This window comes from Micromonospora sp. D93 (assembly GCF_018070365.1).
Lineage (GTDB): Bacteria > Actinomycetota > Actinomycetes > Mycobacteriales > Micromonosporaceae > Micromonospora > Micromonospora ureilytica.
Genome location: NZ_JAGPXW010000009.1, coordinates 1 through 24,918, shown reverse-complemented (window position 1 = coordinate 24,918; position 24,918 = coordinate 1). Strand labels below are relative to the sequence as shown.

The 24,918-nt window shown below is 70.5% G+C and carries 21 protein-coding genes, 1 tRNA gene and 1 riboswitch; of the genes, 15 read left to right on the top strand and 7 right to left on the bottom strand.

Annotated features, from left to right (window positions below; all coding sequences use genetic code 11):
• Positions 1-56: 56 nt before the first annotated feature.
• Positions 57-142 (bottom strand) — tRNA-Leu (locus tag KBX71_RS12965).
• A 206-nt stretch (positions 143-348) separates the two neighbouring features.
• Between KBX71_RS12965 and KBX71_RS12960 the strand changes: the two genes are divergently transcribed.
• From KBX71_RS12960 to KBX71_RS12925, 8 genes are all read left to right on the top strand, one after another.
• Positions 349-1,137 carry a DUF3662 and FHA domain-containing protein gene (locus KBX71_RS12960; protein ID WP_007454122.1) on the top strand — a complete coding sequence of 263 codons (789 nt, stop codon included), beginning with the start codon at positions 349-351 and terminating at the stop codon, positions 1,135-1,137.
• A gap of 6 nt (positions 1,138-1,143) precedes the next feature.
• Positions 1,144-1,629 (top strand): FHA domain-containing protein, encoded by a 486-nt coding sequence (locus KBX71_RS12955; protein ID WP_196928900.1) that lies wholly within the window; start codon positions 1,144-1,146, stop codon positions 1,627-1,629.
• Entirely contained in the window at positions 1,626-3,101 is a 1,476-nt protein-coding gene (locus KBX71_RS12950; RefSeq protein WP_210818174.1) for a PP2C family serine/threonine-protein phosphatase, read from the top strand. The genes KBX71_RS12955 and KBX71_RS12950 overlap by 4 nt, the downstream gene beginning before the upstream one ends.
• A 30-nt stretch (positions 3,102-3,131) precedes the next feature.
• A complete protein-coding gene (locus tag KBX71_RS12945; protein WP_210818173.1) occupies positions 3,132-4,625 on the top strand; it encodes an FtsW/RodA/SpoVE family cell cycle protein in 1,494 nt (497 codons plus the stop codon).
• On the top strand, positions 4,622-6,127 hold the full coding sequence (locus KBX71_RS12940; RefSeq protein WP_210818172.1) for a penicillin-binding protein 2: 1,506 nt from the start codon (positions 4,622-4,624) through the stop codon (positions 6,125-6,127). Before KBX71_RS12945 ends, KBX71_RS12940 begins: the two co-directional genes overlap by 4 nt.
• Before the next feature lies 1 nt (position 6,128).
• Positions 6,129-7,541, top strand: a complete 1,413-nt coding sequence (locus KBX71_RS12935; RefSeq protein ID WP_210818171.1) for a serine/threonine-protein kinase — start codon at positions 6,129-6,131, stop codon at positions 7,539-7,541.
• The gene (gene pknB / locus KBX71_RS12930; protein WP_210818170.1) at positions 7,538-9,358 is read left to right on the top strand and encodes a Stk1 family PASTA domain-containing Ser/Thr kinase; all 1,821 of its coding nucleotides are present in this window, start codon (positions 7,538-7,540) and stop codon (positions 9,356-9,358) included. The genes KBX71_RS12935 and pknB overlap by 4 nt, the downstream gene beginning before the upstream one ends.
• Positions 9,359-9,542: 184 nt before the next feature.
• Positions 9,543-10,238, top strand: coding sequence for a vancomycin high temperature exclusion protein (locus KBX71_RS12925; protein WP_210818169.1), 696 nt, complete (start codon positions 9,543-9,545; stop codon positions 10,236-10,238).
• Positions 10,239-10,284: 46 nt separating this feature from the next.
• Here KBX71_RS12925 and KBX71_RS12920 read toward each other — a convergent pair whose 3' ends face one another.
• Genes KBX71_RS12920 through KBX71_RS12905 form a run of 4 tightly spaced genes read right to left on the bottom strand, consistent with a single transcriptional unit; the run spans position 10,285 to position 13,682 of the window.
• Entirely contained in the window at positions 10,285-10,935 is a 651-nt protein-coding gene (locus tag KBX71_RS12920) for an aminodeoxychorismate/anthranilate synthase component II (protein ID WP_124822057.1), read from the bottom strand.
• 2 nt (positions 10,936-10,937) lie between these two features.
• Positions 10,938-11,216 carry a hypothetical protein gene (locus tag KBX71_RS12915; RefSeq protein WP_210818168.1) on the bottom strand — a complete coding sequence of 93 codons (279 nt, stop codon included), beginning with the start codon at positions 11,214-11,216 and terminating at the stop codon, positions 10,938-10,940.
• 4 nt (positions 11,217-11,220) lie between these two features.
• On the bottom strand, positions 11,221-12,885 hold the full coding sequence (locus tag KBX71_RS12910) for a class E sortase (RefSeq protein ID WP_210818167.1): 1,665 nt from the start codon (positions 12,883-12,885) through the stop codon (positions 11,221-11,223).
• Positions 12,882-13,682 carry a DUF881 domain-containing protein gene (locus tag KBX71_RS12905; RefSeq protein ID WP_210818166.1) on the bottom strand — a complete coding sequence of 267 codons (801 nt, stop codon included), beginning with the start codon at positions 13,680-13,682 and terminating at the stop codon, positions 12,882-12,884. The genes KBX71_RS12910 and KBX71_RS12905 overlap by 4 nt, the downstream gene beginning before the upstream one ends.
• Positions 13,683-13,903: 221 nt before the next feature.
• On the opposite strand from KBX71_RS12905, the gene KBX71_RS12900 reads away from it, so the two are divergent.
• The 5 genes from KBX71_RS12900 (at position 13,904) to KBX71_RS12880 (ending at position 20,111) form a co-directional block, all read left to right on the top strand.
• Positions 13,904-14,167: a cell division protein CrgA gene (locus KBX71_RS12900; protein WP_030331997.1), complete on the top strand. Its 264-nt coding sequence runs from the start codon at positions 13,904-13,906 to the stop codon at positions 14,165-14,167.
• Between the two features lie 206 nt (positions 14,168-14,373).
• Positions 14,374-16,572, top strand: a complete 2,199-nt coding sequence (locus tag KBX71_RS12895) for a (Fe-S)-binding protein (RefSeq protein ID WP_210818283.1) — start codon at positions 14,374-14,376, stop codon at positions 16,570-16,572.
• 38 nt (positions 16,573-16,610) lie between these two features.
• A complete protein-coding gene (locus tag KBX71_RS12890; protein WP_247683401.1) occupies positions 16,611-17,936 on the top strand; it encodes a hemolysin family protein in 1,326 nt (441 codons plus the stop codon).
• On the top strand, positions 17,929-18,930 hold the full coding sequence (locus KBX71_RS12885) for a hemolysin family protein (RefSeq protein ID WP_124821297.1): 1,002 nt from the start codon (positions 17,929-17,931) through the stop codon (positions 18,928-18,930). The genes KBX71_RS12890 and KBX71_RS12885 overlap by 8 nt, the downstream gene beginning before the upstream one ends.
• Before the next feature lie 167 nt (positions 18,931-19,097).
• Positions 19,098-20,111: an NlpC/P60 family protein gene (locus tag KBX71_RS12880; RefSeq protein ID WP_307847055.1), complete on the top strand. Its 1,014-nt coding sequence runs from the start codon at positions 19,098-19,100 to the stop codon at positions 20,109-20,111.
• A 54-nt stretch (positions 20,112-20,165) separates the two neighbouring features.
• Here the strand turns inward: KBX71_RS12880 and KBX71_RS12875 are convergent, their stop codons facing one another.
• Complete coding sequence (locus tag KBX71_RS12875; RefSeq protein ID WP_210818164.1) at positions 20,166-22,148, bottom strand: N-acetylmuramoyl-L-alanine amidase; 1,983 nt, start codon at positions 22,146-22,148, stop codon at positions 20,166-20,168.
• A gap of 235 nt (positions 22,149-22,383) precedes the next feature.
• Positions 22,384-22,519, top strand: a riboswitch (cyclic di-AMP (ydaO/yuaA leader).
• Positions 22,520-22,532: 13 nt separating this feature from the next.
• Between KBX71_RS12875 and KBX71_RS34565 the strand changes: the two genes are divergently transcribed.
• A complete protein-coding gene (locus KBX71_RS34565) occupies positions 22,533-23,573 on the top strand; it encodes an NlpC/P60 family protein (protein ID WP_210818163.1) in 1,041 nt (346 codons plus the stop codon).
• A 73-nt stretch (positions 23,574-23,646) separates the two neighbouring features.
• Here KBX71_RS34565 and dcd read toward each other — a convergent pair whose 3' ends face one another.
• Positions 23,647-24,225, bottom strand: a complete 579-nt coding sequence (gene dcd / locus KBX71_RS12865; RefSeq protein WP_089018323.1) for a dCTP deaminase — start codon at positions 24,223-24,225, stop codon at positions 23,647-23,649.
• 99 nt (positions 24,226-24,324) lie between these two features.
• Here dcd and KBX71_RS12860 point away from each other — a divergent pair, with 99 nt between their 5' ends.
• Complete coding sequence (locus KBX71_RS12860; protein WP_124821301.1) at positions 24,325-24,882, top strand: pyridoxamine 5'-phosphate oxidase family protein; 558 nt, start codon at positions 24,325-24,327, stop codon at positions 24,880-24,882.
• The last annotated feature ends 36 nt before the right edge of the window (positions 24,883-24,918 follow it).

Here is a 24,918-nt window from a genome sequence, read left to right as displayed (position 1 = left end):
GTCCAGCACGCCCCGATATGACGGAAGGGCCCCGCATGAAGCGGAGCCCTCGTCGGTGGTGGGGATGGGGGGAGTTGAACCCCCACGCCCTTTCGGGCACACGGACCTGAACCGTGCGCGTCTGCCATTCCGCCACATCCCCGTGGCACAACCCGGAACACTCTAGCCGCCCGGCCCCGCTGTCTCCAACGGGCCCCGGGAATACTACGCTGTTCCCGACGCTCGCCACGAGCGATTACCGTTCGTGGCGGACGAAAGATTAGCACGACAGTCCCGGCCCTTCCGAACGGGCCGAGAGCAGCCGGCCGAGCGGCGTGTGAGCTGCGCGCGCGCCGGCCGGATACCATCATGTCCTCGGGACCCGAGGAGGAGCCGGTGAGCGTGCTGCAACGCTTCGAGAAGCGTCTGGAAGGCCTGGTCGAAGGGGCCTTCGCCAAGGTCTTCAAAGGGGTGGTCCACCCCGTGGAGATCCTCAACGCCATGCAGCGGGAGGCCGAGGCGCACAAGGCGATCCTGGCCGGTGGGCGCACGTTGGTGCCCAACCGCTACGTGATCGATCTCTCGCCGTTCGACCACAGTCGGCTGGCGCCGTACGCCGCTGCGCTGGCCCAGGAGTTGGCCCAGTCGCAGGCGGAGTTCATCGGCGAGCAGGCGTGGACGGTCTACGGCGACGTGATCGTCGAGATCGAGCGAGGCGAGGGTCTGGACACGGGCATGTTCCGTGTCACGGCCGAGGTCTACACCGGCGGCGAGGTCGCCCCGGTGTCGGCACCCGGCTACGACGCCGGCCCGCCCGCCTACCCCGCGTACGACCAGGGCGGTGGCTACGGCCCGCCGCCCGGGCACGGTGGCGGTCGCAACGTGCGACTGGTCTCCGGCGACGGTCGCACCTACCCGCTCCAGATGGGGTCGACGGTGATCGGTCGCGGCGACCAGGCCAACCTGCGTCTGCCCGACGTCGGCATCTCCCGGCGACACGCCCGGCTCGATTTCGACGGTGGCCAGGTCGTGCTGACGGATCTGGGTTCGACCAACGGCACCATGGTGAACGGGCAGCGGGTTTCCGCCGTCGCGCTCAACCCCGGTGACATGGTCCAGCTCGGGACGACGACGCTGACCTTCCGCGTGGACGGCTGACCCGCCTTGCCGGAACTGGTCATCACCGTTGCCCGGTTCGGGTTCCTCATCCTGCTGTGGATCTTCGTGTTCACTGTGGTCGGCGTGATCCGCCGGGACCTCTTCGCGGGCGCCCGGTCCGGTCGCCTGGTGGCCGCGCCACGCGCGGTGGGCGCCTCGACGGGGCAGGCGGCCAAGCCAGCGAAGGTGAAGCGGGGCAGAGCGGCGCACCAGCTGGTGGTGACGGCCGGTCAGCTGGCCGGCACGAAAATCACTCTCGGTGAAGCGCAGATCACCATCGGTCGGGCTGAGGACTCCACCCTGGTCATCACCGACGACTACGCCTCCGCGCGACACGCCCGGCTCGTGCCACGTGACGGGCAGTGGTACGTCGAGGACCTCGGCTCGACTAACGGCACGTACCTCGATCGCGCTAAGGTCTCCGGACCAACCCCCGTCCCCCTCGGCGTGCCGATCCGGATCGGCCGCACTTCCCTCGAATTACGGCCATGACTCTGACCCTGCGCTATGCGGCCCACAGCGACCGCGGTCTGATCCGAGACGGCAATCAAGACTCCGTCTACGCCGGGCCGCGGTTACTCGCCGTTGCCGACGGCATGGGCGGTATGGCCGCCGGTGACGTCGCCAGCAACATCGTCATCGGTGCCATGGCGCCGCTCGACGAGGACGTCCCTGGGGACGCTCTCGTCGACGCGTTGCGTTCGGCCGTGGGCACCGCCAACCAACAACTCCGCGACACGGTGGACGCCAACCCGCAGCTGGAGGGGATGGGCACCACGCTGACAGCGACCCTCTTCACCGGCAGCAAGCTGGGAATGGTCCACATCGGCGATTCGCGGGCCTATCTGCTGCGCAACGGCGAGTTCGCGCAGATCACCAAGGACGACACGTACGTCCAGATGCTCGTCGACGAAGGCCGGATCAGCGCCGAGGAGGCGAGCAGCCACCCGCAGCGGTCGCTGCTCACCCGCGCCCTCGACGGTCGGGACATCGACCCGGAATACTCGGTTCGCCAGGTCATGCCCGGCGACCGGTACCTGATCTGCAGCGACGGCCTCTCGGGTGTGGTCAGCGCCGAAACCATCGGCGAGACCCTGCGGGAGTACGCCGACCCGCAGCAGTGCGTCGAGCGGCTGGTGCAGCTCGCGCTGCGCGGCGGTGGGCCGGACAACATCACGGTGATCATCGCCGACGCCACGGATCAGGACATCGTCGAGGCGAGCCCGATCGTGGGCGGCGCCGCCGCCCAGGACCGTGGAATGGCGACCTCCGCCGACGACTCGACTCCGGCCGCCCGAGCCTCGGCGCTCTCCGCGCCGCGCCCGGCCGTGCCGGAGGAGCCGGCGGCCTCCGACGATGACGCCGACCGACCGAAGCGACGCCCGGTCCGGACCGCCGCCATGGCGCTGGCCCTGCTGCTGATCGTCGGCGGTGCGGCGTTCGGCGGTTGGACGTACACCCAGCGGCAGTACTACGTGGGTGCCACCGAAGAGGGCCAGGTCGCCGTCTTCCGCGGCGTCCAGGGTCAGATCGCCGGGATGGACCTGTCCAGCGTGCACCGCCGTAGCGGCACCCGCCTGGACGACCTCACGGTCGCCGCGCAGGACACCGTCAAGGTCGGCATCCGGGCCAAGAGTGAGCCGGACGCCGAGCGTCAGCTCGCCGAGCTGACCAGCGACACGCCGAGCAACCCCAACCTGAAGCCACTCTGCCCGCTCGACGCGACAGTCACCGGGGGCAGCACGCCCACACCGACGCCCACGCCGATCGGGTCAACGCCGACTCCGAACGGCAGCCCGAGCGCCAACGCGTCGCCGACCCCCAACGGGGTTGTCAGCGCAAGCCCGACCGTCGGTGCCACCACCGCTCTCGGTGGGGCCGGCGCGACCACCACACCCGACGTCACGCCCTCCGACTCGGCCACGCCGGCGCTCGACCCGGCCGGTTGCCGGTCTCCTGAGTGAGCGTCGGCTGAGATCCTGAGGACTCCACCCGTGACCGTAGCGGCCACACCGGCACCCTCGCCCGCGAACGCGGGCGAGCAATCCGGCGTACGCCTGGCGCGGTCGCGCCGCAACGCCGAGCTGTACCTGCTGCTGCTCGCGATGGCGCTGGTGGCCGCGTACGGGGCGACCGTCGAGGCGAACCTGCTGGACACGGTCACCTCGGACTTCTGGATGCCGGCCGCCGCGCTCGGCGCGGTCTTCCTCGGCCTGCACCTGGTCATCCGGTTCCTCGCCCCGTTCGCCGACCCGGCACTGCTGCCGGCGGTGGCCCTGCTCAACGGGCTCGGCGTGGGTTTCCTCCGCCGGATCGACCTGGGCGACGCCCCGGTGGCCGAGCGGGAGACCCTGGCGGTCTTCGCGGGGCAGGGCGGGCGCCAGTTGGCCTGGACACTCGGTGCGGTGGTCCTCGCCGCCGGCCTGCTCGCGATCATGCGCGACCACCGGTCGATCTCGCGGTACGCGTACACCCTGGGGTTGGCCGGCATCGTGCTGGTGATGATCCCGGCGGTGCTGCCGTCGAGCATCTCCGAGATCAACGGCGCGAAGCTGTGGGTGCGGGTGGGCAGCTTCTCCATCCAGCCTGGTGAGTTCGCCAAGTTGGCGCTGCTGGTCTTCTTCGCCTATTACCTGGTGCGCAAGCGCGAGGTGCTGTCGCTGGCCAGTCGGCGCTTCCTCGGCATCGACTTCCCGCGTGGCCGCGACCTCGGCCCGGTGGTCGGCGTCTGGCTGATCAGCGTCCTGGTGCTGGTCTTCGAGAAGGACCTGGGCACCTCGCTGCTCTACTTCGGCATGTTCGTGGTGACGCTCTACATCGCCACCGAACGGGTCAGCTGGCTGCTGATCGGCCTGGTCCTCTTCTTCGGCGGCGCGTACCTCGCCTACGTCCTCGGTTCGACGGTCGGCGGGCCGTTCGCCAACTTCTACGTGCGGGCGGAGATCTGGCTCGACCCGTTCGCCGACCCGACCGACAAGGGCTACCAACTCGTGCAGGGGCTGCTCGCCCTGGGCACTGGCGGGCTCTTCGGTGCCGGGCCCGGCGGCGGTCAGCCGGAGATCCTGCCCGAGGTGCAGAACGACTTCATCTTCGCCGGCATCGGTGAGGAGATCGGCCTCTTCGGCCTCTCTGCGCTGCTTGTCGTCTACCTGCTGATCGTGGAGCGTGGGCTGCGCGCCGCGCTCGCGGTTCGGGACTCGTTCGGCAAGCTGCTCGCCGGCGGTCTGGCGTTCACCCTCGGCCTCCAGGTCTTCGTGATCGTTGGTGGGATCAGCAAGCTCATCCCGCTGACCGGTCAGACCACCCCGTTCCTGTCCGCCGGTGGGTCGTCGCTGATGGCCAACTGGCTGCTCATCGCGGTGTTGCTGCGGGTCTCCGACGGTGCCCGCCGACCGGTGACCGGTGGAGGCAGCGGCAAGGCGGCTCGTCCCAGCGGTGGCCCGCCCGAGCAACTGCACGGTGCTCTCACGGAGGTGATCAAGCCGTGAACGCACCACTGCGCCGCGTCGGCGTCGTCGTCATGGTCCTGTTCGGTCTGCTCTTCGCCAACCTCAACTGGATCCAGGCCTACAAGGCGGATGAATACCGCACCAGTGACTACAACGGTCGGGTCCAGGTTGCCGACTACAAGCGCAAGCGCGGCAACATCGAGGCCGGCGGCACCGCGCTGGCCACCAGCAAGGAGACCACCGGCAAGCTGAAGTTCCTGCGCACCTATCCGGGCGGCCCCAAGTACGCCCACGTGCTCGGCTTCAAGCCGGTCAATCTCGCCGAAACCGGCATCGAGGAAGTGGAAGACGACTTCCTGGCCGGCACCAGCGACCAGTTGATCGGCGACCGGTTGAAGGACATGTTCACCGGCGACGACACCGGTGGCGGCAACGTGCTGCTCACGCTCTCCAAGCGGGCGCAGGACGTGGCGTACGACCAGCTGCGCAACAACGAGGTGGGGGCGAAGAAGGGCGCGGCGATCGCCATCGACCCTCGTACCGGCGCGGTGCAGGCGCTGGTCTCCATGCCCAGCTTCGACCCGAGCCCGCTGGCCAGCCACACTGGCACCGAGGCAACCGCGGCGTACAACAAGCTGGAGAAGGACCCGGCCGAACCGCTGAAGAACCGCGCGCTCGCCGAGACGCTGCCGCCGGGCTCCACCTTCAAGATCGTGGTGGCCGCGGCGGCGCTGGAGAACGGCATCACCAAGGCCACCCAGATCCCGGCCGGATCCAGCTGGACCCCGCCCACGTCGGGCACCCCGATCCGTAACGCCGCTTCCTCGATCTGCCCGGATCCGAAGGTCACCCTGCTGGATGCGGTCACCTACTCGTGCAACACGGGCTTCGCCCAGCTCGGCGTGCGGCTCGGCGCCGAGACCCTCAAGGAGAAGGCCCGGCAGTTCGGCTTCGAGCAGGAGGACCTGACCGTCGGCCACCTGGGCGAGGGTGGCCTGCCCACGGCGGCCAGCCGGACCGGGGACATCCAGAACCCGGACGGCAGCACCGACCAGGCCGCACTGGCCCAGTCCTCGATCGGCCAGAACAACGTCCGGATGACGCCCCTCGAGGGCGCGATGATCGCCGGCGCTATCGCGAACAACGGCAGTCAGATGCGGCCGTACCTGGTGCGGCAGCTGCTCGCTCCGGACCGGACCACCAGCTACTACACCGCAAGCGCGCGGGAGCTGCGCCAGCCCGTCGAGCCGCAGGTCGCCGCCGACCTGCGCGAAATGATGGTCAGCGTGGTCCGGAACGGCACCGGCAAGAATGCCGCGATCAGCGGTTACACGGTCGGCGGCAAGACCGGTACCGCCCAGTCCGCTCCGGACCGGCCCGACCACGGCTGGTTCATCGGCTACGCCCTGGACAAGAACGGCAACGCGGTCTCTGCGGTCTGCGTCATGCTGGAGCAGGCCGGCCCCGGTGGTAGCGCCGAGGCGGCTCGGATCGCCGGCCAGATCATGAAGGCCGCCATCGCCGACCCAGGGGGTCGCTGACATGCTCAGCCCCGGCGTGCAGCTCGGCAACCGCTACCGCCTCGACGAGCGGATCGCCAGCGGCGGCATGGGCGACGTCTGGCGCGGCACCGACCAGGTGCTCGGCCGGACGGTCGCGGTGAAGAGCCTGCTCCCCGCCCTGCTCGACGACCCGGACTTCGGCGAGCGGTTCCGTGGCGAGGCTCGCACCATGGCCACCATCAACCACCCCGGCGTGGTGGACGTCTACGACTTCGGCAACGACCAGCAGATCGCCTTCCTGGTCATGGAGTACGTCGAGGGTGACGCCCTGTCGTCCACGTTGAGCCGGGTCGGCCGGCTCACTCCGGCGCGCACGATGGCCCTCGTCGCTCAGGCCGCCGACGCGCTGCACGCCGCGCACGAGAAGGGCATCGTGCACCGCGACGTGAAGCCGGGCAACCTGCTGGTCCGGCCGAACGGCACGCTGGTGCTCACCGACTTCGGCATCGCCCGCTCCGACATGGTCGGCCAGCTCACCGCCGCCGGTTCGGTTCTCGGCACCGCCTCGTACATCTCGCCGGAGCAGGCCACCGGCGGCGTGGCCACCCCGGCGTCCGACGTGTACGCCCTCGGCGTGGTCGCCTACCAGTGCCTGGCCGGTCGGCGACCGTTCGAGGGCGACAACCCCCTCGACATCGCGATGCGGCACGTCCGGGAGACACCCCGGCCACTGCCGGCCGACATCCCTCCGCAGGTGCGCGCCCTTGTCGAACGGGCATTGGCCAAGGACCCGGCCGCCCGCTGGCCGAGCGCCGCCGCACTCGCCGGGGTCGCCCGTCAGCTCAAGGCCACGCTCTCCCAACAGGCCCGGGCCGGCGCCAACTCCGGGCCGGTCTCCGGGGCGCCCGCCTCACCCGCCGCGCCCGGCCGGGCCCAGGTGCCGCAGGCGCACCAGATGCGTCCGCCGACTGCCCGCCCGGCGGGGGCGGCCGGGCAGAGGCCGACCGCGATCGCGCCCGCCCAACAGCCACGCCCCACCGCCGTCGCGCCGGCCGTCCAGCCCGCCCGGCCACAGGGCGCACCGAACGGCTACCCGCGCGGTGCGGCGGCGGTGCCGTCCGGGCCGCCACGGCAGGAACACCCGCCGGCGTACGTCCGGCAGGCCGGCCCGGCGACGCCAGCACCCCAGCCGCAGCGGTCCCGGCCCGGAATGGTGCTTCTCGCCATCCTGCTGGCCGTGCTGGTCCTGCTCTGCTCCGGCGTGATTTCCTACAACCTACGGAAGCAGTCCCAGGCCGGCGTATCCGCCGGGCTGGCGCCGCGCACCGTGGCGTCCGGCGCGCTACGACTCGACGGGCGCGACGATCCGACCCGGACGTCGTACCGTCGAGAGGTACGACTCCAGCCGGGCGACGGCGGGACGACGACGAGCGAAGGACGACAGACGCGATGACAGCGCAGGCCCGCCTGCTCGGTGGCAGGTACCAGGTCGGCGAGCTGCTCGGCTATGGCGGCATGGCCGAGGTGCACCGTGGTCGCGATCTCCGGCTCGGTCGGGACGTCGCGATCAAGATGCTCCGCACCGACCTCGCCCGGGACGCGACGTTCCAGATGCGGTTCCGTCGGGAGGCGCAGAACGCCGCCTCGCTCAACCACCCGGCGATCGTGGCGGTCTACGACACCGGCGAGGAGACCGCGCCGACCGGTGAGACGCTGCCGTTCATCGTCATGGAGTTCGTCAACGGGCGGACGTTGAAGGAGGTCCTCGGCGCCGAGGGGCGGTTGCAGCCGCGCCGGGCGCTGGAGATCTGCGCCGACATGTGCGCCGCCCTGGAGTTCAGCCACCGGCACGGCATCATCCACCGGGACATCAAGCCCGGCAACGTGATGCTCACCCAGACCGGCCAGGTCAAGGTGATGGACTTCGGCATCGCCCGCGCGCTCGCCAGCGGTGCGACCACCATGACGCAGACCAGCGCAGTGATCGGCACGGCTCAATATCTTTCCCCGGAGCAGGCACGCGGCGAGTCCGTCGACGCGCGCTCCGACGTGTACGCGGCCGGCTGCGTGCTCTTCGAGCTGGTCTGCGGGCACCCGCCGTTCGTCGGGGACAGCCCGGTCAGCGTCGCGTACCAGCACGTACGGGAGACGCCGCCGACACCCAGCGACATCAACCCGGACGTCACGCCGGCCGTCGACGCGATCGTGCTCAAGGCGCTGTCGAAGAACCCGCTCAACCGCTACCAGAGCGCCGGCGAGATGCGGGCCGACCTGCTCCGCGCCGCCGCCGGCCGGCCCGTGCTGGCCACCCCTGTGCTGCGCGAGGCGGAGACGGTGGCGATGGCCCCGGCCGGCGGTGGGGGCGGCTATCCGGCTTCCGGCCGTGGGCAGCAGACCGGGCAGATGCCCGCTCGGGTGGGTGACCCGCGCCAGCGCAAGGCGTCCTCCTGGCTGATTGCGACGTTCAGCGCGGTCGGCGTGTTGGCGGTGATCGCCCTGGTCGCCGCCCTGCTCTGGAACATGCAGCAGGACAAGGACCTGAAGTCGGTGCCCACCCTCACAGGTAAGACCCGGGACGTGGCGATCGCCGAGATCCAGAAAGCCGGTCTGTCCGCTCAGGTGGGTGACCCGGTGCTGGCGAGTGACTGCACCGAGGGCACTGTCGTCAAGCAGCTTCCGGTGCCGACCACCCAGGTGAAGCAGAACGGCACGGTCACCATTCAGCTCTGTGGCGGCAAGCCCGAGGTGCGCGTTCCCGCCGGGCTCAAGGGCAGCAAGAGCGACAGCGCCATCGCCCGGCTTACCGAGGCGAAGCTCAAGTACGACATCAAGACGGTCAACGACGAGGCTAGCGAGGACGAGGTCCTCAAGGTCGAGCCGCCCGAGGGCGAGAGCGTTCCCGAGGGCACGAAGGTGACGCTCACGGTCTCGAACGGCAAGATTCGCGACGTGCCGGACGTCGTGGGGCTGAGCCAGGCGGAGGCCACCCGCGTTCTCCAGAACGCCGGGTTCACGCCCGTCGCACAGGACGGGCCGGAGGTGCCCGCCGACCAGGCCGGCAAGGTCACCGACCAGAGCCCGAACGGCAAGGAGAAGAAGCCCACCGGCACGAAGGTGACCATCAAGGTGAGTCAGCCGGAGCCGGAGAGCGACCCGACGCCGTCGGTCACGCCGTCGGGCACGCCCACTGGCACGCCGACCACTCCTCCCGGCAACGGGGGCGGCATCGGTTTCCCGTTCCCGCCCCCGCCGAGCCGGCCCCAGGACTAGGGCCTGTTTCATAAGAACTGGTCGGCCTACGGCGGGCCCGGACGACGACCGGCGGCGTTGCGGTTTCGTCCGGATACGACACCGGTATCCGGACGAAACCGCGCCTTGCCGGATCGCCGCCCGGACTCCGCCTCGGCTCGACCGCCCTTATGAAACAGGCCCTAGACCACCCGCGGGCATCGGCATGACCGAGGCTGAATCGTCCCCGGTCGGGGCGGTGCGGCGGTGGCCTCGACGCCTCCGCCGGCTGGCCGTCGCGGGCCTCGTCGTGCTGGTGCTCGCCAGCTCCCCGTGGCTGTGGACGACGCTCGCCGCACGCGGCCACGTGTTCGCCGCCGCCGACGCGCCGTCCGCCGACGTGGTGATCGTCCTCGGCACCGAGGTGGCAGCCGATCGGCAGCGGCCGGGCGACCGTCTCGCCGGTCGCCTGGACACCGCCGCCGAGTTGGTGGCCCGCGGGCGGGCCACTGTCGTCCTCGTGTCGGGCGACGGCGGTGGCGCGTCCGGCGACGAGCCGGCGGTGATGACGACGTACCTCTCCGAGCGCGGTGTCGACAGGCGTCGGGTGGTGGCCGATCCGTTCGGCCTGGATACCTACGACAGCTGCGCGAGAGCGCGCGAGGTGTACGGCGTCGAGCGGGCCCTGATCGTCACCCAGTCGTACCACCTGTCCCGGGCGGTGACGCTGTGCCGGCATCTCGGCCTCGACGTCGACGGGGTGCCCGCCCGCTGCGACGGTTGTGGTGCTGCGCTGCTTGCCGAGAAGTCGGTTCGGGACTACTTCGCCAGTGGCAAGGCGGCCTGGGACGCAGTGCGCGACCGACCGCCAGCGGTGCGCTCGCCCGCGAACCCCGCGATCCAGGACGCACTGCGGGGCTGACCCGGCCCGCACGGGGTCACGATGATCCGGTGATCGGGCCGCCGCCTCAGGTGGTGGCGAAGGCCGCAAGGCGGCGGGCGTCGACCTCGGCGGCCAGCGCGGGCGCGCGCTCCAGCGCCTCGGGGTGACCGCAACTGGCCAGCCAGTTGGCCAGCATCAGGTGACCGCCCTCGGTGAGCACCGACTCCGGGTGGAACTGGACGCCCTCGATGGGCAGCGTCCGGTGCCGCATCGCCATCACCACGCCGGAGCCGGTCCAGCCGGTGACCTCCAGCTCGTCGGGGAGCGTCTCGGGCAGCACGGCGAGCGAGTGGTACCGGGTGGCGGTGAACGGGTCGGGCAGGCCGGCGAGTACGCCCACCGAGTGGTGTCGTACCTCGGAGGTCTTTCCGTGCAGCAGCTCGGGGGCGCGCGTCACTGTCGCCCCGAACGCCTCGCCGATCGCCTGGTGGCCGAGGCAGACACCGAAGATCGGCAGCTTGCCCGCGTACTCCCGGATGACGTCCAGGCAGATGCCGGCCCGGTCCGGGCTGCCCGGTCCGGGCGACAGCAGGATGCCGTCCGCGCCGGCCGTGCCCACCTCGGCCACGTCGATCTCGTCGTTGCGGCGGACCTCGCAGTCCACGCCGAGCTGGCCCAGGTATTGCACGAGGTTGAAGACGAAGGAGTCGTAGTTGTCGATCACCAGGACGCGCATGGTCACCTGCTCGGGGAGGGAGGCGCGGAGTTGTTCTGGTCGGTGTCGTACGGCAGCTCGTGCTCGTCGCCGGCCGCCGGGGTCTCCACGGTCACCGGGTCGCCACCGGTCTCGGCGGGTACGCCGGACTCGACCTGCACGTCGTCGAAGGGCAGCAGGGGCTCGGCCCAGGGGAAGGCGACATACCACAGCAGGGCGACCGTGGCGGCCACCAGCAGCACCGAGCCGGTCAACTTTCCGACCACGCCGAACGGCAGCTTGCGCCAAATGAACGCGTACATCGGGTCAGCCTCCCAGCTCCGCCGGACGGCCCGCGGACTTGGGTTGGGTGCGATCCAGTTCGGCGTGGATGATCAGGCGCTGGTAGTTGTCGAACTTCGGGTTGCACGTGGTGAGGGTGAGCATCCGCTTGGTTGCCTTCTTGTCCGGCTCGCCGGGCACCGGCGCCACCACTTCGACCTGGGTCGGCTTGACGATCCGGGTCTGCGACACCCGGTAGACGTACCAGTCGGTCTTGCTCTCGACCACGATCGGGTCGCCCTCGTCCAGCTCGTCCAGCCGCCAGAAGGTGGCCCGGTTGCGGTGGCCGGCGACGGAGAAGTTGCCCACCTGGCCGGGGAGCGCACTGGTCGGGTAGTGGCCGGGGGCGAAGCGGATGTCCTGCTGAGTGACGCCCTCGACGACTACCCAGTTCTTGTCGAGCTTGGGGATGTAGAGGCCCGCGAGAGGCTTGCCGCGTACCGGTGGGGACGGTTTGACGCTCGGGCCCACCGATGGGGCGACAGTCGGGTTGTCGGTCGGGCCCCACGCCTGAGCCAACTCGTTGGTGAGGTCGTTCTGGTGGGCGTCGACGATTGCCGACTTGCCCCAGACCTCGTAGCCGGCGAAGAGCAGGACCACCAGGCCGAAGGTGATCAGGACCTCGCCGGTGACCCGGACGCCGGTGCGCAGGCGCGAGCCGATCGACGGGCGGGTGAGCTCGGAGTAGACGCTCTTGTAGCCCTCGCCGGTCTGGTGCGGCCGGAGTTGGACCACCCGCTCGCCGCGTCGGGGTTGGGGAGGGTCGGCGGAGTTGCCGCCGGTTCGCTCCTCGGGGACCGCTGTGCGGGGGACGGCACCCATCAACGCTGTCGAGTCCATGGTCGGAGGTCTGGTGGCGGGTGTGGAGGGCACGGCCGGGATCAGCGCGGTGGCGGCCGGATCCCCGCCAGCGCTCGGCGGGACCCGGCCTGGCCCGGTTGGCGGCACCCGGCTCGGCCCGGTCGATGCGAAGCCTTCCTGCCCGGCCGCTGCGACGCGGTCGGGGGCGGCCGGGGAGACCGGGGTGGCCGGGGAGCCGGTCGGCCGCACGGGCCGGGCGGTGACCTGCGGGATGTACGCGGTCGGCGAGTCGGCCAGCGGCGGCGTCGAGGGGCCGGAGGGGACCGGCCGGCTCGGGGTGCCGGAGCTGGTCGGCCGGGTCGGCGGCGGCGGCCCGGCGGGCGTGGCCGGCCGGGTCGGGGCGGCAGTTGGCGGGACTCCCGCGCCGGGCGGACTGCCTGCGGTCGGCTGTCGGGTCGGCGCGGCGCTGGGCGCGGGGGGTCGGGTCGGGGCGTTGCCGGGGGCAGCGGGCCGAACCGGGCCCTGGTTGGTGGCGGTCGGTCGGCCGGGAGGGCTCGTGGGCGGGACCCCCGCGCCGCCGTGCGGGCCCGACCCGGGAGCTGCCGTGCCCGGCCAGGGCGGCGGTGCTTCGGCACTCGGGCGGCCCGGGGTCTCGGTCGGCTCGGGTCGGCTGGCGCTCGGCAGCGTCGGTTGCTCGGCTCGTGGAGGCAGCACCGGCTCCGGCCAGTTGCCGGCCGGGGCCGGTCGGCCGGGTGTCGACTCGGGCCTGTCGAACTTGGGTAGGAAGGCGGTGGGCTCGTCGGTCTGATCCCGGTGTCGCCCGTCGCGACGATCGTCCGGCCCGCTCATCTGGGCACCGTAGCCGAGCGCAGGGCGGTCGAGTCCTCGAATGCCGGAACTCGCACCGTGGAGGCCGTCTCCTTGTAACCGAGCTGGTAGTCGTCGACCGCGTCCTTGAACAACCGGACTCCCTCAGAGCTGGCGAGGGCCTGCTGGAGGGCAGCGGGATCGCCGATTGCCACGATCTTGAACGGTGGGGAGTACACCCGGCCATGAAGTAGCAGGGTGTTACCGACGCAGCGTACCGCGCTGGTGGTGAGCACGCGGACGTTCATGATTGACATGGCCTCGGCTCCGCCGGCCCAGAGCGCGTTGACCACCGCCTGCACGTCCCCCTGATGCACCACCAGGTCGTCGTTGCTGGCGTCCGACTGCGTCTGGTCGATCTGTGGCGCGTCGTTCAGCTCGACGGTGACCCCGGGCCCGCCGAGGGCGGTGAACCCGGCGTTCTGGAGGCTGCCCTGGGCGCGATTCTGCTGATCCTTGATGGGGGCGTCCGAGCCGGCCAGCGTGTTGGTCCGTTGCTCGACCTCACCGCGCAGCGTGGCGGCGCGGCGTTCGCTGGCCGCCACCTGCTCGCGTCGGTCCTCAATGAGCTGGTTGAGTTGGGGTCGCCGGTCCTCCCGGAGAGCGGTGCCGCCGGCTGTGGTCGCGGTGGTGGTGAAGAGCAACCCGGCCGCCGCGGCGATCAGGGGAACCCCGATGGACCAGCCCGGACGGCGTTGACGCGGTCGCCGGGGCAGCAGCCCGGCGGCGGCCCGTCGGAGGACCTTCTGCCAGGAGGTTGCGCCGGATGTGTACTCCACCGAGCGTTCCTTCCGCGTGTCGGGGATCGGTCCGTGCCGGCCGGGCCGGTGATGCGAACAGTCCCGCCTCTTTCGGTCACTCCGTGCACCGGCCTGACCCCATTCGTGGTCCGGGCGGCCAATCGGGACTACGCTAGCTCTCGAACATTATTGGCCATGGACCGTCGCCCCCGCGCCCGGTTGTCAGGCCGGACGAGGTCGTCACCCCTCTGGAGAGCGCCGTGCCCAAGTCTCAGGTCCGTAAGAAGAAGGTGTACACCCCGCCGACGGACGTTCGTCCGACGACGACGGCGTCGTCGCGCAAGCCTAGCCCGGTGTGGTTGCCGGTCACCGCGGTCGCCCTGATCGTGGTCGGGATCGGCTGGCTGGTGCTCTACTACCTGTCCGAGCAGGAGTACCCGGTCATGGCGTGGGGTTACTGGAACCTCGCCGTCGGCTTCGGTGCGATGGTCGCCTCGCTGGCGTTGCTCTCCCGCTGGCGCTGATCCGAGCAGACCGTCGCGTCGACGGTCCCACGTCACCCCGTCGAGCCCCTGCCCAGCAGGATCGGGTGGGGCCCCCTATGGTGTGCGCAGGCAGCGCGGCCTACTGCGAGATGACTCACGTTACCGCTGGGTAACCTTCGCGTAGGCTGCACTGCATGACCGAGCAGAGCGAGGTCATCAGGCAGCAGACCGGGGAGGCCAACTCGATGGGCAGCGTCCAGATCGTCACCACGATCCTCGCGGCCGCCATCACCGCCGTGGCGGTGTGGCTTGCGGTGCGTGCGGTCCTGAAGATGGTGGCAGTCATCCGGCTCGGTCAGCCCGCGCCGGAGCGGTTCTCCGACAGGATCGCCCGCGCCAGGACCATGTTGGTGGAGACGGCCGGCCACACCCGGATGCTCAAGTGGGGCGTGGTGGGCGCCGCGCACTGGTTCGTGATGGTCGGCTTCGTCGTGCTGTCGCTGCTGGTGCTCGAGGCGTACTTCGAGGTGGTCACCACCGACGGTGGCCTGCCGATCATCGGGCACTGGACGATCTTCGGCCTGGTCACCGAGATCATCGGGGTGCTGGGTCTGGTCGGCATCCTGGTGCTGATGGCGATCCGGCTGCGCAACCGGCCGACCCGCCCAGGAGGGCGATCCCGGTTCACCGGCTCGACCATGTGGCAGGGCTACTTCGTCGAGTGGATCGTGCTTCTGGTCCTGATCTTCGGCTTCGTGATCCGGGGCTTCAAGGTCGCCACCGACCACTTCGAGTTCCCGTTCTGGGCCACCCCGGTCAGCCACGCGGTCGGTGCGGTGCTGCCCAGCTGGGCGGACGGCGTCAGCGTCGCCGCCGCCATCAAGATCATTATTTCGATGACGTGGCTGATCGTCATCTCCCTCAACGTCACCATGGGCGTCGCCTGGCACCGGTTCCTGGCGTTCCCCAACATCTTCTTCAAGCGGGAGCCGACCAGGTCGGCCGGCTCCGGTCTCGGCGCTCTGCGCCCGATGACGAGCCAGGGCAAGCCACTCGACTTCGAGGAGGCGGACCCGGAGAAGGACCAGTTCGGCGTTGCCCACGTCGAGCAGTTCACCTGGAAGGGCCTCCTGGACTTCAGCACCTGCACCGAGTGCGGTCGCTGCCAGTCGCAGTGCCCGGCCTGGAACACCGGCAAGCCCCTGTCGCCCAAGCTGCTCATCCTCAGCCTGCGCGACCACGCGTACGCGAAGGCGCCCTACCTGCTGGCTGGCGGCGGCAAGGACCTGACCGGCGAGGAGAAGGCCACCCAGGCGCAGTTCGCCCACCTGGACGTGCTGGCCCTCGCCGAGGCCGACAAGCCGTTGATCGGCACCGCCGAGGAGGGCGGTGTCATCGACCCGGACGTGCTCTGGTCCTGCACCACCTGCGGCGCCTGCGTCGAGCAGTGCCCGGTGGACATCGAGCACGTAGACCACATCGTCGACATGCGCCGCTACCAGGTGCTGATCGAGTCGAGCTTCCCCTCGGAGGCCGGGGTGATGCTGCGCAACCTGGAGAACAAGGGCAACCCGTGGGGCGCCCCGCAGAACACCCGCGAGGACTGGACCAAGGGCCTGGACTTCGAGGTGCCCCGGGTCGGCGAGGTGGACGACTTCGAGTACCTGTTCTGGGTCGGCTGCGCCGGCGCGTTCGAGGACCGGGCCAAGAAGACCACCCGCGCGGTGGCCACGCTGCTCAACGAGGCGGGCGTGAAGTTCGCGATCCTGGGCGAGGGCGAGACCTGCTCCGGCGACCCGGCGCGACGGATCGGCAACGAGTTCGTCTTCCAGATGCTCGCCCAGCAGAACGTGGAGACGCTGAACGAGGCGTTCGAGGGCCGGGAGAAGGCCAAGCGCAAGATCGTCGCGACCTGCCCGCACTGCTTCAACACCCTGGGCAACGAGTACGGGCAGCTCGGCGGCGAATTCGAGGTGGTCCACCACACCCAACTGCTCGCGCACCTGGTCGCCACCGGCAAGCTCACGCCGGTGCAGCCCGTCGACGGAGGCGTCACCTACCACGACCCCTGCTACCTGGGTCGGCACAACCGGGTCTTCGCGGCCCCCCGTGAGGTCCTCGGCGACGCGATCGAGGGCGAGATCACCGAGATGCCGCGTAACAGCGAGCGCTCCTTCTGCTGTGGTGCTGGCGGCGCCCGGATGTGGATGGAAGAGAAGATCGGCAAGCGGATCAACGTGGACCGGGTCGAGGAGGCCATGGCCACCGGGGCGAAGACGGTAGCTGTCGGCTGCCCGTTCTGCTCGACGATGCTCAGCGACGGCGTCAACGGTAAGGGTGCCGGCGAGCAGGTCGAGGTGATCGACGTGGCGACCGTGCTGCTCCGTTCGGTCAAGCCCGAGCAGCCGCAGGGCGGCAAGGAGACCGCGCCGATCGGCGGCTGAGCGCGTACACCTGGGTTTTGCGCATCGACGGCCTACTCTTGACGACGCTGTTGCCCCTGGTCGGCTTCGTAGCCCTGACCGCGGGCAACGCGTTCTTCGTCGCGGCCGAGTTCGCCCTGGTCACTGTCGACCGGGCGGAGATCGACAGGCGGGCCACCGCCGGCGACCCGGCCGCCCTGACGGTACGCACAGCGTTGCGCGAACTCTCCTTCCAGCTCTCCGGGGCGCAGCTCGGCATCACCATCACCGCGCTGCTCACCGGCTACCTGGCCGAGCCGGCCCTGTCCCGCCTCTTCACCCCGTTGTTGCGCCCGCTGGCCGGAGACAGCACCGAGCGGTACACCCCGTTCCTCGCCTTGGCCCTGGCCACGCTGATCTCCATGCTCTTCGGCGAGTTGGTGCCGAAGAACGCGGCACTGGCCCGGCCCATGCCGGCGGCGCTGGCCACGGCCGGCCCGATGCACACCTTCTCCCGGACGTTCGGATGGGTGATCCGAGGCTTGAACGGTTCGGCGAACCGGCTGGTCCGGGCGCTCGGCGTTGAGCCGCAGGAGGAGTTGGCCAGCGCCCGCTCGCCGGAGGAGCTGGGTCTGCTTGCGGCCATCTCGGCGCGGGCCGGCGCGCTGCCCACTGACACCGCGATGCTGCTGCGTCGCACCATCCGCTTCGGTGACAAGCGAGCCGCGGAGGCGATGACCCCCAGGGTGGACGTGGTCGCGCTGCGCGTCACGGCCACCGTGGCCGAGCTGCTGGAGGAGTCACGGCGGACCGGGCGGACCAGGTTCCCCGTGTACGAGGAGACCCTGGACCTGGTGACCGGCGTGGCCGGCGTGCCGGACGCGCTGGGCGTGCCGCTGGCCGACCGGGCGTCGACCCGGGTCGGCTCGGTGGCACGCGAGCCGGTGTACGTGCCGGAGAGCCTGAACCTGGACGGTGTCCTGGCCGCGCTGAAGGCGGCAGGGGCCGACCTGGCCATCGTGGTCGACGAGTACGGCGGCACGGACGGCGTGGTGACCGTCGAGGACCTCGTCGAGGAGTTGGTCGGCGAGATCGCCGACGAGTTCGACCCGGCGAGCGTGGACGACCACGGGTCGGTCGAGCTGACCGTGCCGGGCGGTGAGCGCACAGTGCTGGTTGACGGTGTGCTCCGCTCCGACGAGTTGGCCGAGCAGACCGGTTTCCGGCTGCCCGAGGGGCCGTACGAGACGTTGGCCGGGTTCCTGATGGCCCAGCTCGGGCACATCCCACTCGCCGGCGAGACGGTCGAGGCGGACGGCTGGGAGTTCACAGTGGTCGAGGTGGAGCGGCACCGGATCGAGCAGGTCCGGGTGTTGCGTCCGGCGGATCCGGACGACGATGACTGAGCTGCTGGTGACCGTGCTGCTGCTGCTCGGCAACGGGTTCTTCGTGGGCAGCGAGTTCGCGCTCATCGCGTCCCGCCGGACGGTGATCGAGCCGTTGGCCGCCGGGTCGAAACGTGCCCGCTGGGCGCTGTCGGCGATGAACCAGATTCCGTTGATGATCGCCGGCGCGCAGCTCGGCATCACGGTCTGCTCGCTGGGTCTGGGCGCGATCGCCGAACCGGCGCTGGCTCACCTGCTGGAGCCGCCGTTCCACGCGGCCGGCCTGCCGGAGCGGGCGGTGCACCCGGTGGCGTTCGTGCTGGCACTGGGTGTGGTGGTCTTCCTGCACACGGTCGTCGGCGAGATGGTGCCGAAGAACATCACGCTGGCCGGTCCGGAGGTTTCCGCGCTCTGGCTCGGGCCGGCGATGCTGGCGTTCTGTGTGGCCACCAAACCGTTGTTGCTCGCTATGAAATGGGCGGCCCGGCGCGTGCTCGCGTTCTGGCGGATCGAGGCGTCCGAGTCGGTGAAGACGGTGTTCACCGCCGAGGAGTTGGCTGGGTTGGTCTCGCAGGCACGGACCGAGGGGTTGCTCGACGCGGAGCAGCACGCGCGGATCACCGGCGCGTTGGCCCTGCACGCGCGGACGGCGGCGGACGCGCTGCAACCGTGGTCGACGGTGGTGACGGTGGCCGAGGACGTCTCGCCGGCGTCGCTGGAGGTGCTGGCGACCCGGACCGGCCGGTCCCGGTTCCCGGTGGTGCAGCGGTCGACCCGTCGGGTGCTCGGCTTCGTGCACGTCAAGGACGTGCTCGGGTACGCCGGGCAGGGCCGGCGGTCCCCGGTGCCGGCCGACGTCTACCGGCCGTTGGCGGTGGTGCCGCCGGAGCGTACGCTGGCCGACCTTCTGCTGGCCATGCGTCGCGAACGGCGGCACATGGTGCTGGTCAGCGACGGGCGGCGGCCTCTCGGTGTGGTCACTCTCGACGATGTATTGACCGCAATCGTTGGTTGACGAACCAATACCCTTGGTGTGCAAGCGGTTGCACGACAGTGATGGTTACTGCGGTCACCTTGATTACCGCCCCGAGCTTCCCTAATGTGAGGCACCGACCGCTGTGGGTCGTCTGCCTCGGCCCTTCCCTCACGCGAGGCGCCCGGCGGTCGGTTGCAAAGGAGTCGGTGCCGGTGGCAACCATGCCCCCTCATCGTCACGATCTGACTGCGTCTGCTCGCTCTGGTGGCCTGCGCCGCGTCGCGCACCGGGTGCTCGTCCTGGTCGCTGCCGCAGCGGTCGGCGCCGGTCTGCTGACCGCGCCGGCACATGCCGCGCCCACGGTCGACGAGATCGAGGCGCAGATCGACAAGAAGTGGGAGCAGTTGGAGCCCACCATCGAGCAGTACAACAAGGTCCGGGCGCAGCTGAAGGTCAACCGGCAGAAGTCGGCGAACCTGCAGAAGAAGATCGAGCCGCTGGCGCTGCAGAGCGAGCTGGCGCTCAACCGGGTCGGCGATCTCGCCTCCCGCTACTACATCTCGGGCCCGTCGCAGGACATCGGCGCGCTGCTGGTCAGCGCCAAGCCGGACACGCTCACCGAGCAGCTCACCATCCTCGACCGGCTCGCTGCGCGGGAGCGCAAGGAGGTCGAGGGTGTGCTGGCCGTACGTGCCAAGTACGACGGTGAGAAGCAGAAGCTGGACGCGCTGATCGTCACCCAGACCAAGCAGCAGAACGATCTGGCGGCCAAGAAGAAGCAGATCGACGCCGAGATCAAGCAACTCGAGGCGTCGATGCCGAAGACCACCGTCAAGACCGCGGCCTGCCCGACCATCAACGGAGTGTTCAGCGCGGCCGCCCGCACCGCGATCAAGACCGCCTGCGGCAAGGTCGGCAAGCCGTACGTCTGGGGTGCCACCGGGCCGAACTCGTTCGACTGCTCGGGGCTGACCCAGTACGCCTACAAGGCGGCCGGGATCTACCTCACCCACCACACCGGTGACCAGTGGAACGAGGGCAAGGCCGTTTCGCGAGCCGACGCCCGGCCCGGTGACCTGGTCTTCTTCTTCTCCGGCCTGAGTCATGTCGGGCTCTATCTGGGCAACAACACAATGGTGCACGCGCCACGTGCCGGCAAACCGGTGCAGGTGTCCAGCATCAACACCATGCCCGTCGCCGGGTTCCGTAGACCCGGCTGATCCACCCCGCGACACGGCGGCCCCCGGTCACCGACCGGGGGCCGTCGTGGTTTCTCAGCGGGGCGCGCCCACCGGGGACGGCAGCAGCTGCACGTCGGCGAGGTCGACGTACATGATCCGGTGACCGAACTGGATCTGCGCGTAGCGGTTCTTGCCGCGAATCACCGTCCAGTCACCCGGTGAGGAGCCGTCGACGGTGCTGGCCCGGTAGTACTCGCCGGCCAGCACCGCGCCGACGGCGTACCGCTGCCCGGCGGCCAGGGTGTACTGCAGCGACGAGATCGCCTGGTAGGGCACCCCGTCCGGGTACGCCGACTGCTCCGGGTACGCCCGTCCGTACACCGGAATGGTGGCCCGGCCGGGCTTCGGCGTGGCCACGACGCCGACGGTCCAGCTGGCGGTCGGCGCGGACGCCGGGTTGTGGAACCAGGCCCGTTGCCCGAGGTACCAGATCGCCGTCCAGTCGCCCTGCCGTCCGGCCAGCGCGTACGTCTGCCCGGCGGAGGCCCGGGCCCCGTGGTCCGACACTGCCATCGTGTTCGGGGTGCCGTCGGGGCGGAGCGCGATGTCGTTGACCAGCGGCGCGTCGGCGGACGGTGCGCTGCGCAGCACCACCGCCGAGGAGCCGCGCGGCGCGCACGGCACGCCCGCGGTGACGCAGTCGGTGAACGCCGGCCGGTTGGTGGCGTAGTCCGGGTCGATCCGGACCAGCCCGGTGGCCGGGGTGCCGGTGTCCAGTCGAGGTGCGTGCAGCAGGTCGAAGTAGTGCGTCCAGTCCCAGTACGGCCCCGGATCCCAGTGCATTCCCCGCACTGTCGAGGGGATGGTTCCGGGCACGTTGTCGTGGCCGATGATGTGCTGACGATCCAGTGGGATGCCCAGCCGCAGCGCCAGGTGCCGGACCAGCTTCGCCGAGGTCCGGTACATCGCCTCGGTGTACCAGGTGCCCTGCGCCGCGAAGCCCTCGTGTTCCAGACCGATCGACTTGGCGTTGACGTACCAGTTGCCGGCGTGCCAGCCGACGTCAGTGGTCCGCACGTGCTGGGCGATGTGCCCGTCGACCGAGCGCAGCGAGTAGTGCCAGCTCACGTAGGTCGGATCCTGGACGAGTTGCAGGGTCGTCGCCCAACTCGCCTCGGTGTCGTGGATGACGATGTACTCGATCTTCTGCCGCGCGGGCCGGTCGGAGAGGTCGTGGTTGCCGTAGTCCCCGTCGCCGAACGCCTCGTAGGGCGCCGGGATCCATTCGCAGGAGATGGTGCGGGGGCACTCCACCCCGTCCGGGCGGGCCAGCCGGCGCAGGCCCAGCCGGTCCAACCAGGAACGCTCGGGCAGCACCGTGCGGGCCGGCAGGGTGATCCGCTGGCCGTCGTCGGTCACCCGGGTCTGGCCCGCGCCGATGGTGGTGAAGACCTCGTCGGCGAAGGCCGCGGCGGCGTCGGCACTGTCCGCGCCGGAGTAGCGGGCCACCGCGCCGTACCAGGCCGCCGGGTCGGTGTCCGCGCCGACCGGCGCGTTCAGATCCCGTTGGTACGCGCTCAGCAGCGCGGCCCCACCCCGGATGTTGAGGCCCGCGTCGGTGCGCAGTGCCTCGGGGGTGGCACCGGTCAGCGTGGCGGCGGCGTCAACGGTCTGCAACGCGGCGGTGGGCGGCGCGGGGGCCTCGACGGGCCGGGGCGCGGGCACCCGGGCGGGACGCGAGTCGTCGCCGCGTGGGTCCTCGGCGCCGGCGTCGTGGTGACCGCGCCCCGGTAGGGCGGCCACGTGCCGGGCGTCGGTCAGGTGCATCGGGCCGTACCCGCCACTGGTGCTCGGTGTGCCGGCGTTGGTGTCCCAGCGCGACTCCAGGTAGGAGACGCCGAGCAGCACGACGGTCGGCACGCCGTACTCGGTGGCCGCGGCGGCGTACTGCTGCTGGCGGTCGGTGGTGGGCGCGGCGGCGGCCGGGCCGGCGGAGAGTGGCACCGTGGTCGCGGCGGCGACAACGGTGGCGGCGAGCAGTGCCCGCCAGCCGGTCGACAGGGTTGGATGGTGCATCGAACCCCCTAGATTCTCGCGGAGTGAGGTCAGGTCACCATCGCGCCGCCCGGGAGGTCAGGTCAATACCTTTCCATCTATCGAAGTATGCGGAAAGAATTCTTCACACACGGTCGGTGACCTCGTCCAATCCGTACGGAGTGTCACGGCCGCACGGGTTGCGGATCGGTAACAAGCGTCTCTACTCTGGTCATTCGTCGGCCCGACAGCAGCTCCGCCCAGCCCGGGCGGTAACGGACCGACACCGCCGAGTCGTTTCCGAGCGAACCGGGGACCCAGGTCCCTCGGGGTGAATCCGCAGCCACTGCGGTAGGGCGCCGACTTCCCGCCCGAACCCGTCAGCTAACCCGGTAGGCGGTCAGGAAGAAGGAGTACGGAACCCCGGTGGCACTCCATGCCCCGCGGCCGTCGTCCGAGCGGTCGGCATCAGCCGGCCCGCCGTCGATCGTGCCGCGCCCACGCTGGTCCCGCTTCACCACCGCACTCGCCGCGCTGGCCGGCATCGCCGTCGTCCTGACCGGCAGTGCCACGGCGGCCCACGCCGACCCGTCCGTCGCCGAGATCGAGCGCCAGATCGACGCCGACTGGAACAAGCTCGAACCGGTCATCGAACGGCACAACGCCACCCGCACCGACCTCGGTGCGAAGCGCAAGCAGGCCGACGCGCTGGCCGCCCGGATCACCCCGCTGGAGCGTCAGGTCGACGCCGCGATGGACAAGGTCAGCGCCCTGGCCGTACGCGCCTACATGGGTGAGAACGTCTCGACAGTCAACGCGATGCTGGGCAGCCGGTCGCCGAGCGAGGTGGTCGGTCAGCTCGAAATGCTCGACCGCTTCGCGCACAACCAGCAGAAGGACGTACGCCAGGTGGCCGACCTGCGCGACCAGCTGGCCGCGCAGAAGGCGCCGCTGGACGAGATGGTTGCCCAGCTGGCCCGCACCGAAGCTCAGCTGGCGGCGAAGAAGAAGCAGATCAACGACGAGATCGACCGCCTGCAGAAGCTGCGGCTGAAGGTGTACGGCAGCGGTGGTGGCGGCCCGCTGCGCCCAGCGCCCTGCCCGGGTAGCTACCCCGGCGGCGCCGCGGGCACCGCTGTCAAGTTCGCCTGCGCGCAGATCGGCAAGCCCTACGTCTGGGGTGCCGAGGGTCCGAACTCGTACGACTGCTCCGGGCTGATGCTGGCCGCCTGGGCGAAGGCCGGTGTGTCGCTGCCGCACAACGCCGCCGCGCAGAGCCGCGTCACGAAGAACGTCAGCAAGGGCGACCTGCGCCCCGGCGACCTGGTCTTCTACTACAGCGACATCCACCACGTCGGCATGTACGTCGGCGGCGGCTGGGTGGTGCACGCCTCGCAGGCCGGTCAACCGGTCAAGATGAAGAAGGTCGACGACGGCCCGATCCACAGCTACGGCCGCCCGGGCTGACCCCGGGTGATCGAAGGGCCCGTCGCGATCACGTCGCGGCGGGCCCTCGTCGTTCTGTTACAGCGGGTGAAGCTCAGCGGGTTGGCCAGGTGCGCCAGTGCTGCCAGGCGCGGCTGGGCGTCGGCCCCCGCTGACCCTGGTAGCGCGAGCCGTAGACCACCGAGCCGTACGGGTGCTCGGCCGGCGAGGAGAGCCGGAAGATGCAGAGCTGCCCGATCTTCATGCCCGGCCACAGGGTGATCGGCAGGTTCGCCACATTCGAGAGTTCCAGGGTCACGTGACCGGAGAAGCCCGGGTCGATGAAACCGGCGGTGGAGTGCGTGAGCAGCCCGAGCCGGCCCAGGGAGCTCTTGCCCTCCAGTCGGCCGGCGAGCTGGTCACCCAGCGAGATGACCTCCAGCGTCGAGGCGAGCACGAACTCCCCCGGGTGCAGCACGAACGGCTCGCCGTCGGGGACCTCGACCACCGATGTCAGGTCGTCCTGCTGCATGGCGGGGTCGATGTGGGTGTAGAGGTGGTTGTTGAAGACCCGGAACAGCCGGTCGAGTCGGACGTCGATGCTGGACGGTTGGACCAGGGTGGGCTCGAACGGCTCCAGGCCCAGCGTGCCGGCCTTGATCTCGGAGACCAGGTCGCGGTCGGAGAGCAGCATCGGACCACCATAGCCGCGTTACCAAAAGCGGCCGGATTCGGTGCCGGTGACCAGCGCGTCGAGGTCGCCGCTCGTACATTTGTTCGATAGAATGCCCGCATGGCTTCCTGGTCCGAATTCGCCGCCGACGAGCCCCGACTCGCCGACGGGATCCGCGTTCTCCTCCAGCAGTACGGGCCGGGCTTCGGCTATCTGGCCACGGTCCGCGCCGACGGCGGGCCCCGCGTCCATCCGGTCTCCCCGGTCATCACCGCCGAAGGGCTGTTCTGCTTCATCATCGACTCGCCCAAGCGCCGCGACCTCGAACGTGACGGCCGTTACGCGCTGCACTCGTTCCCGCCGGAGGAGAGCGACGACGAGGCGTACGTGGCGGGCCGCGCCCGTCCGGTGACCGATCCGGTCCGGCTGGCGCAGCTGGCGCAGAGCGCCAGGGCCGAGCCGCAGGTCGACTGGCGGCTCTTCGAGTTCACCGTGGACGTGGCGATGCTCACCCGCCGCGAGCAGCACATCGCGGGCATTCCGGGCCTCGCGCCGGGTCGGCCGGCCGTTCGGGTCTGGCTCGACCCGCACGCCCCGTCGGCTGCCGCCGCCCCACTCGCCGTCCCGCAGGCGCGCCCGACCCGCCTCAGCCGCGACGTCCAGTGCACGGCCGCCTGACCACGATCAGAAGAGCATCGCCGCGCCCGCGCCGTC

Bases quoted from the DNA above. Each gene is read 5' to 3' on its own strand.
- KBX71_RS12960 (WP_007454122.1), top strand. From the start codon at position 349: ATGTCCTCGGGACCCGAGGAGGAGCCGGTGAGCGTGCTGCAACGCTTC.
- KBX71_RS12950 (WP_210818174.1), top strand. From the start codon at position 1,626: ATGACTCTGACCCTGCGCTATGCGGCCCACAGCGACCGCGGTCTGATC.
- KBX71_RS12935 (WP_210818171.1), top strand. From the start codon at position 6,129: ATGCTCAGCCCCGGCGTGCAGCTCGGCAACCGCTACCGCCTCGACGAG.
- pknB (WP_210818170.1), top strand. From the start codon at position 7,538: ATGACAGCGCAGGCCCGCCTGCTCGGTGGCAGGTACCAGGTCGGCGAG.
- KBX71_RS12925 (WP_210818169.1), top strand. From the start codon at position 9,543: ATGACCGAGGCTGAATCGTCCCCGGTCGGGGCGGTGCGGCGGTGGCCT.
- KBX71_RS12920 (WP_124822057.1), bottom strand. From the start codon at position 10,935: ATGCGCGTCCTGGTGATCGACAACTACGACTCCTTCGTCTTCAACCTC.
- KBX71_RS12915 (WP_210818168.1), bottom strand. From the start codon at position 11,216: ATGTACGCGTTCATTTGGCGCAAGCTGCCGTTCGGCGTGGTCGGAAAG.
- KBX71_RS12910 (WP_210818167.1), bottom strand. From the start codon at position 12,885: ATGAGCGGGCCGGACGATCGTCGCGACGGGCGACACCGGGATCAGACC.
- KBX71_RS12895 (WP_210818283.1), top strand. From the start codon at position 14,374: ATGGGCAGCGTCCAGATCGTCACCACGATCCTCGCGGCCGCCATCACC.
- KBX71_RS12885 (WP_124821297.1), top strand. From the start codon at position 17,929: ATGACTGAGCTGCTGGTGACCGTGCTGCTGCTGCTCGGCAACGGGTTC.
- KBX71_RS12875 (WP_210818164.1), bottom strand. From the start codon at position 22,148: ATGCACCATCCAACCCTGTCGACCGGCTGGCGGGCACTGCTCGCCGCC.
- dcd (WP_089018323.1), bottom strand. From the start codon at position 24,225: ATGCTGCTCTCCGACCGCGACCTGGTCTCCGAGATCAAGGCCGGCACG.
- KBX71_RS12860 (WP_124821301.1), top strand. From the start codon at position 24,325: ATGGCTTCCTGGTCCGAATTCGCCGCCGACGAGCCCCGACTCGCCGAC.